At 52.2% G+C, this 7615-nt stretch carries 7 protein-coding genes; 2 read left to right on the top strand and 5 right to left on the bottom strand.

Going from position 1 to position 7615, the window contains the following annotated elements; all coding sequences use genetic code 11:
* From ACERIT_RS15770 to ACERIT_RS15750, 5 genes are all read right to left on the bottom strand, one after another.
* Positions 1 to 323 (bottom strand): DEAD/DEAH box helicase (locus ACERIT_RS15770; RefSeq protein WP_373675814.1); only part of this gene is annotated, 323 nt, incomplete at its 3' end.
* Complete coding sequence (locus ACERIT_RS15765) at positions 298 to 1641, bottom strand: ATP-binding protein (protein WP_373675813.1); 1344 nt, start codon at positions 1639 to 1641, stop codon at positions 298 to 300. The genes ACERIT_RS15770 and ACERIT_RS15765, both read right to left, overlap by 26 nt.
* Positions 1638 to 2933, bottom strand: coding sequence for a tellurite resistance TerB C-terminal domain-containing protein (locus ACERIT_RS15760; RefSeq protein WP_373675812.1), 1296 nt, complete (start codon positions 2931 to 2933; stop codon positions 1638 to 1640). Before ACERIT_RS15760 ends, ACERIT_RS15765 begins: the two co-directional genes overlap by 4 nt.
* 5 nt (positions 2934 to 2938) lie before the next feature.
* Positions 2939 to 4138: a TerB N-terminal domain-containing protein gene (locus ACERIT_RS15755; protein WP_373675811.1), complete on the bottom strand. Its 1200-nt coding sequence runs from the start codon at positions 4136 to 4138 to the stop codon at positions 2939 to 2941.
* A 334-nt stretch (positions 4139 to 4472) separates the two neighbouring features.
* Positions 4473 to 5231 carry a DUF6293 family protein gene (locus tag ACERIT_RS15750; protein ID WP_373675810.1) on the bottom strand — a complete coding sequence of 253 codons (759 nt, stop codon included), beginning with the start codon at positions 5229 to 5231 and terminating at the stop codon, positions 4473 to 4475.
* A gap of 249 nt (positions 5232 to 5480) precedes the next feature.
* Between ACERIT_RS15750 and ACERIT_RS15745 the strand changes: the two genes are divergently transcribed.
* A complete protein-coding gene (locus tag ACERIT_RS15745) occupies positions 5481 to 6326 on the top strand; it encodes a hypothetical protein (RefSeq protein ID WP_373675809.1) in 846 nt (281 codons plus the stop codon).
* Positions 6327 to 6394: 68 nt separating this feature from the next.
* Positions 6395 to 7411, top strand: a complete 1017-nt coding sequence (locus tag ACERIT_RS15740; RefSeq protein WP_373675808.1) for a CBASS oligonucleotide cyclase — start codon at positions 6395 to 6397, stop codon at positions 7409 to 7411.
* Positions 7412 to 7615: the final 204 nt, after the last annotated feature.

Genomic DNA, 7615 nt, shown 5'->3' with positions numbered 1-7615 from the left:
TCATTGATCAGTGCTTTCAACGGGGAGATGTACACGACATCGAACCCCGAATTTGGACTTTGAGATGCTTCTCGCCGAACCGTAATGTCTGAGAGGATCGGTAAGAACGCAGCTTCTGTTTTCCCTGATGCTGTGGGTGCCGACAAAATAACATCCGAATCACCGTCTAAAACGACAGGAATAGCTTGTTCCTGAATTGGGCGTAGCGTCTCCCAGCCTTGCTTCCAAACCCAACGTTGCATCGACTCGTGAAGTAACTCAAAGGACTTGGTCTGACGAGAAGTATCCTCATCGTCGCTAGAGTTTGAAGTCGGCAAGATCATCACCTTCGTCGTCCCCAGCGGACTCCGATTCCTCGGTTCGAGATGGTTCAATACCCTCCGCTTCGACTTCGATCTCCCCAATCAGCTCTTCCCACGACACCTCGGGATTCTGCTCTAAGATAGCGAGGAAACTGAGGAACTCTTTAATTGTGTTTCGAGGAGTCTGGAAGTACGCAGCCCCGATCTGCTCATTACAATGCTGCATAAACGCCTCAACTGCTTCGTCCGGTATAACGTAGTTCTCAGGATCCCCTCCAGCGTGGATGTGACGGAGCTTCTGAAGCAGCACGAACATATCCTCCTGTGTGAGACTGGAGAGACGGATAACCGGCCCACTCATATCTACTAACCCATCCGACGCGAACGTGCTTTCAGCCAACCTGGTTTTCAACGCCTCATAACTGTACAGGCCGCGTTTTGTATCGGTGAGGAAGTCGGGCGTGCCCGCAAAGAGAAATCCCAACCCGACCGTTTGGCCTTGCAGCCCGTCATTTACAATCGAAAGAAGCTTTTCATAGTTGCTTTTCCGAGCTCCCGTGTGGGACAGTTTGTACAGGTTCACCATCTCGTCGAGATTGATCAACAGTCCCTCATAGCCTGCCAGATCAACGAAGCGCGCCAGCAGCTTCGTCATCTCATACCAGTTCGAATCGTCAATAATCGGAACGCGTTCATCGAGAACATTTCGTGCTTCAGTTTTCGTGTCGTACTCACCACGCAGCCAACGCAACGCTGCGTGTTGCAACTCATCGTCGTTCTCCTGATACCCTTTCCAGTACAGTGCGACGATGTCCGTGAACGCATACCCCGCAACAAGTTCTGAAAGTTCGTCTAACCGGTCACGGATGACGTCCTCAGTCGGGACGTCTTGACTAGTCGCTTCTCGATTGGCCTCCGCAATGAAGCGTTCAACAATACTTCGAAGTGCACCACCATCCGGTGTTGCACGCGTCGAAAGGTTTCGAGCTAACTGTTGGTAAAGCGCACGCCCATGCCCTGACGTGGATCGGAACCGCCGATCCGGCGTTAAATCCGCGTGCGCTGTGACGAGCCGTTTCTCCAATGCGATTGACCGCATCAAATTGAGGAAAAACGTTTTCCCCGACCCGTATTCCCCGATGATGAACCGGACTGCAGAGCCGCCGTCGGCAATCCGATCAAGATCTTCAGTTACGGCCTTCACCTCTTTCGCACGACCGACCTGGATGTGTTGCAGTCCGCGTCGAGGTACGAGGCCTGCCTGGAGGGATTGAATGATTGCATCACGGTCACGTGGCCGGATCGTTGTTGCTTCCAGGTCTGACGTGTTGTCACTCATTCTAAGATCTCCTCGGAGACGTCTTTGTTGACCATTATTTCGTCTGTGCCTTCAATGACGGGTGTTTCGACAAGTTCGAATGCATAGTCGTTTATCACTTCTATTGCGGCCCCGAGGAATAATCCGTGTTCACGAGCCAGCTCTTCGACTTCCTCGCGCTCCCACTGTTGCTTCTGAGAAAGGCTGACGAGGAACCGGCGGTGATCCTCGTCTAAGTCCTTCTTTTCGTCATCTGTAGTACTCGACTCCTGATCAGCAGGCTGATTCTCTACTGGCTGAGACTCCTGCTGCGCATCGTTTTTCTCTGTCTCATCCTCATCATCCTCGAATATATCTGCAAGGAATGTGCTCACCTCTTGACTTTCTTCGAGAGTTCTCCTCACTCGATCCTGATCTAACTCTATCCCCGAACTCGGTGACTCCTCTTCGACCTCCGGTTCTGGAATCTCGTACTCCTCACTGGTGGACTCCGGCTGTTGAATGGTCACCGGATCGTCATCTTCTTCGGGCGAACTCATCTGAAGCTGATGGACGTACGTGTGAACCATGCCTTCGTCCAACCCCAACATCGGATAGATCTTCGATAACTCCTGAATCTCGTCCGAATCAATATTCCCATCAGAGCACGCAAGAGCGGTTAGAAACTTCGCAATCCGAGGTTTTTGCTCGTCCGGCAGATCCTCCGCCCTCTGCCGGACACCATGCAGCGTCGGAGAATCAAGAACGAGCCACCGACGGTGTGCCTCCAATCGTAACCGGTCAGACTCACTCAATTCGAGGAACGATCCCAGGTTTTCTGCGAGATACTCCGTTTGCTCGGGTGCCACCTCATCGTTAGCTAGTACAACTTTGACAGCGAGCTTCTGGATTAGTCTGATACCTTCTGAAACCGCAGACGTCTCAGCGCTCGCCTCGGATGGCAGTCGGTATATCACCGCAGGATCACCCCACCCGCGGGAGGGGGCAGAAAACCGGGTATCTGGCTCCACACCAAACCCGAGCTTCTCAAGCAAATTCGCCAGTCGACGCAGATCACGCTTCCGAACGTCCTCTTCTGACTCGACAGGCCAGTATTCAAGCATCAGATCAAGGTTCGTCTCGACCATCTCAGAGCCGCCCAACTCGTTTTCAATCGATCGGATACAGTCAGCCAGTGACTCAGATTGATGAGCATCGAGAAGCGATTCGGGAAGGAACGATAATGCCTCCAAACTGTCTCGATCATCGCTTCTCCCGACGTATCGAGAGTACGAGTCTAACTCGTCACAACACTCATTTGCCAACTCTTGCATCGCTTCTAGCGGCTCCGAAAGCGCAGCAATATCCGGCAGACCATCGATCTCGATCTCCCCAAGTCCGGCAGTGAACGACTGGCAGACCGATAACTAACAGTGAGTGGTGCTATATTGGACTCCTCAATCAATCCCTCTTCAAAACGTTCCTCGTACTTCGCAAAGAAGAGCGACTTGAACTCCGCCTCACACCGCTGCCCTGGCGTCCGCAGATACGTGTCTGGCGATCGCTCGAACCACTCAAACGCAACCTCGGAATCAAGAGACCCCTCTTCTGCAATCTGGCGACCGATCTCCACCCGGACACCCAACGGAATCTCTCGTCGCCGACTCGTGTACTGAACCGTCGAAAGAGACTCGGGATCGTACTTTGCGCGCACCGCGTTCAGAAACCGGGTCGCGTACCCCGGGAAGGAACTCTCCTCTCCATACACTTCCAGAAGCTCCTCCACCTCGGCGAGGATGCGCGGAATCTCAGATCGCACCTGGCTCGAATGCTGCGCATCAAAGAGCACCCGTCGTTCGATACCATAGAAGAAGAGGAACACGTACCCGATGTCAATGTCGGGATCACGCCGACCGTTTGCCAACCACTCAAGATACGTCGCTCGACAACCCGGATCGATACTCGAATACGACGGCCAGTACGACATTCGAGTCCCTTCCGGGTCTGACTTGCTGGCATCAACATCAAGCGACGGATCGATTAAACACGCATCCGTCCCGTGAAACCCATCGACTGAATTCAAATCCGTTCCAACGTAGACCATCCCGTCCGGAACCTCATACCCATTGATTGAGACCCCTTCTCCCGGCGGGACCCACGCTTCCGAAGACTGATCAACCATCTCCTCCTCGTCAAGTTGCGACCCGACCGAAACCTCACCCCCACTCCCAACGGACATCTCAATAGTGAAATCAGCAGAAGTATTCCTGCTTCGACGTTCTGACACCGACGGAGAATCCCTCGACTCTGTCTCAGTTACCGGCGCGGACTCCTCACTGTATTTAGCAGTGAATTTACTCTCGTCCATCAGTAAGTACCTCACCCCCTCGACAACACCGAGGAGTCCCGGAATCAGCGTCCAACAAAACAAGAGATAGAGGACACCCCATCCGTATGATCGGAGATAGAACCGGTGAGCACCGAACGAACCGAAAAAGACGGCGAGCAAGGCCGCTACCGTTTTCGACTTCGTCGTCATCTCTTAGAACCACCCCGGGTTGAGAATGAAATCGAACACCCGGGCTTGTCCAACGCTCTGACCCCTTCCATAGTTGATGTTAGCGTTTAAACAGCAAGACTATCAATCCTTCCCAATTTCCGGTTAGAATGATCGAGGTGGATCGACGACTACGTCAACGCGATCTCGACTTCACCTACGCGATCTACATCAGAACCCCCGCCGAACGCACTGATGGTCACCACCTCCCGTTGCGGCTATTCACCCAATCCCCACCTAAAGAACGATCTTTTAGAAAATCTCCCAGATTCGGACTATAGCTGCACTAATCAACAACCAGTTTCTATTAGCTGGGTTAACTCTTCAGGAGATACCGAAACGCCTGTAGTTGGTTTGAACCACTTTCGGTTACAGTCACATACTGGTATTTCGAGTGTTTCTCAACATCGATGAATCCTCGATTCAATAACGGGTTAATGATTTGTGTATTAAGCCGCCGATAGTATCCTCTGTCAGGGTTTTGAACGCCGTCAGCATCATATCGGGCGATAAATGGGAGTTCTTTGTGTTTGCCGTATTCAATCAGATTGTGCTTCGTGACTGGCTCATTTGTGGTAACATAGTCTAAGATCGAGATATGTTGTGGCTCAGGCTCCTCAATGTGATACTTCGGTAAGGTTTCGATTTTCTTGACGCCGGAAGCGACTGGGCGTTCATCGCCTCCTGCGTAGGTTTCTGCTCGAACGTAGTACGGAATCGCGCCAGTAGCCATACAGGCGATCATTCCACCGATCGCGGTGACCTTCGACCCTGAAGCCAGATTAACGTAGACGTTGTGCTCTCGGAACTCATTTGCAAGTTCAGCAATTGTGCCGAGCGAGCTGTAGAGATTGAATATGTTACACTCGATGGTTTCGATCTCAATACCGGCATTGCGGAGTTGGTCTCGAACACGTTCATGGTACTCTGGCCGGTGTATCTCTTCTGAGTCTGGGTCTGGTTCAAGCAGTAGAACTTCATCAGCATCATAGCTGAGAACCGGTTTAACGATACGATCCTCTTCGTATCCAAGGGGAACAATGTGGATTCGTTTCGGAACTTGGAGACCGGACATGATCTCTACAATAGACTGTGCGGATTATGACGTTTATGATGACAATGACGTTAGTGGCGATTATGTCTGCGTGATGACTAAGTAGTGCAGCCGCATCCTATCTGACAGGTTGATGTACAGCCGCGAAACGACACACGTCCGAGGAAAATCCGCCGGTGCCGTATCTCAGCAGCACCCGCTTACTCGATCCGTTCTCACCCAGATCGTCAATCCTCGGTTCCAGAATACGCTATTCGAGGAGTAACCAAGATGAGCCAAAACCAGATCCCCATCGAAAACAACCAGGGATTCAGCCTAGCGTCGTCCGCAGAAGCACCGAAAGGGCCCGTTCTCCTCATGGAGAAACAGGAAGCCCACGATCAGTTCCACCGGAAGAGTCAGCATGACCTGACGGTACTGCTTCGACTAACGACGGTCATCACGTTAGTCAATCTTGGCCACACCGCAGAGTCATGGTTCGGAGAGAACATCACGGTCATCACCACCACGACGATCAACGATAAAATTCTCTCCAAACTGGAGTGGCTTGAAGAACTTGAGATCGTACAGGCGTTCGAACCGGATTTCCATATCCCATGCGATTACCCAGACTATCAAACGGACGACCCTGATCTCAGACATAATCACGTCTGGAACTGCTTAGAAGGGACATTGTGGATTGCACAGAATCTCGCGGGTACGAAGACCAAAGTATTGCCCCTGATCAAAGGTGCTACCCCTGAGGAACGCCGCCTCTGCTACCAAGTATTCGACCATCTCGGAATCAACGACTGCGTCTTCTACGGAACACAGTACTTCACCGCCAACGTCGGGTTCTATCAACTACGAGATGATCTCCGAACCATCGTCTCTGAAGCTCCGCACCTGAAAATCATGCTAATCGGCCTCCAATCACCCCGTTGGCTCACCCAACTACCGCCACAGATTGTGGCCGCCGCAGGCCAGCGTTGGATCAACGAGGTGCAGCTCCGCGAAGTCCCGTTGAACCAATCACAGCGACTCTACGAACCAATGGAACGAAACATCAACGCAGCGCTCGGACACGGACAGATGCCGATTACGGCTTGGACCAGCAGGGCGGAGGTGACCGCCTAATGGGAGGTAGACATAACTCTACAGGCGGATCTTATTCCCACGGCAACCGAGCAGTGGAAGACAGCGGTATGGCTGGTCAGGTCCTGATGGACGCGATTTCAGACGACGACAAACCCACAGAGCAGAAGCCGGAAAAAGATGAAGTCGAGGAGAGTTACGAGGATCACGTTGAGAAAACTGAAATTACGGATCGACAGGCCAAAACGATCTCTGATCGGCGAGACGTCATCGTCGACATTCTCAGTAGGGACCTAGAGATAGAGGACAGTCAGCTTATTGGTTCCTACACTCGGGGCACCATGACTGGCCCACTCAAGAAGGACTCCGATGCAGACGTGATGATCGTGCTTAGCGCGGAAGAGCACCGCCAGTGGACAGAACAGAAGAATGGACCAACAAACTGTTTACAGGCGATTAAGCGACGGATTCAGAACGATCCTCGGTTCTCGGAGAAAGAGGTCACGGTCGATCAGAACGTGGTAAAAGTGAAGTACCACGATTCGACGATCGAGATTGCACCCGCATTCCGGTATCATAAAATTCCGCACGCGGATCATCCGCGAGGCGGGATTTCAGGCCTATTCACCGATGCAAGCGACGGATATGCGATCCCCGACACGCATAATGGCCAATCTTGGCAAGGAACGAATCCGCGACAATACAAGCAAATGTTCGAAGCAAGGGACAAGGCCCACAACGGGAAAGTCTCAGCCCTGACTCGAACGATGAAGAAGTGGTCCGAGAACAGCGACTCCGGTGTCCGGTCATACCATATGGAGACAATGGTCTACAACTACTTCGAGGAGAAATCCCGTCGCGGTGAACCGGTCCCTGATTCCTACCAGGAACTGACCCGTGACTTTGTTCGCACTCTTCCTCAGCGGATGAAGAAGGGTGGTGCAAAGGAGCCCGTATACGGGGAAAAGGTAAGTAGCGATATGAGCTGGCGTGAACGTCGACAGGCTGCGAAGAAGGCGAAACATGCGAGTAAGAAGTTGGAGGAGGCGAAGCAGTTGAAAGAGGAGGGCCGAACTGAAGAAGCCAAGGAGAAGTTAAAAGAGGTCCACGGTGACGGCTTCAACTGACTACCTGTAGAGCAGAATTCTATGACAGACGATTTTGACTACGAGGCGCACGAACGACTGCGGTCCCGAGTTGCAAATGCTATGGACAGTCTACTCTGGACCTATAAACAGAATTTCAAAGCAGGCAGCATCTACGGTATCCTTGACCTCGGACTCGATATCGTTGCGACACTATTTGCCGGTCTATTGACGTACAGCTTAATT

Source organism: Halopenitus sp. H-Gu1 (assembly GCF_041821145.1).
Classification (GTDB): domain Archaea; phylum Halobacteriota; class Halobacteria; order Halobacteriales; family Haloferacaceae; genus Halopenitus.
Note: the sequence above shows the minus strand (reverse complement) of the source record. Positions and strands in the feature narration are given on the sequence as shown.

What these genes read in the sequence shown, in the direction of transcription:
- ACERIT_RS15740 (WP_373675808.1), top strand. Translation starts at nt 6,395, where the DNA reads ATGGCTGGTCAGGTCCTGATGGACGCGATTTCAGACGACGACAAACCC.
- ACERIT_RS15745 (WP_373675809.1), top strand. Translation starts at nt 5,481, where the DNA reads ATGAGCCAAAACCAGATCCCCATCGAAAACAACCAGGGATTCAGCCTA.
- ACERIT_RS15750 (WP_373675810.1), bottom strand. Translation starts at nt 5,231, where the DNA reads ATGTCCGGTCTCCAAGTTCCGAAACGAATCCACATTGTTCCCCTTGGA.
- ACERIT_RS15760 (WP_373675812.1), bottom strand. Translation starts at nt 2,933, where the DNA reads ATGCAAGAGTTGGCAAATGAGTGTTGTGACGAGTTAGACTCGTACTCT.
- ACERIT_RS15765 (WP_373675813.1), bottom strand. Translation starts at nt 1,641, where the DNA reads ATGAGTGACAACACGTCAGACCTGGAAGCAACAACGATCCGGCCACGT.
- ACERIT_RS15755 (WP_373675811.1), bottom strand. Translation starts at nt 4,138, where the DNA reads ATGACGACGAAGTCGAAAACGGTAGCGGCCTTGCTCGCCGTCTTTTTC.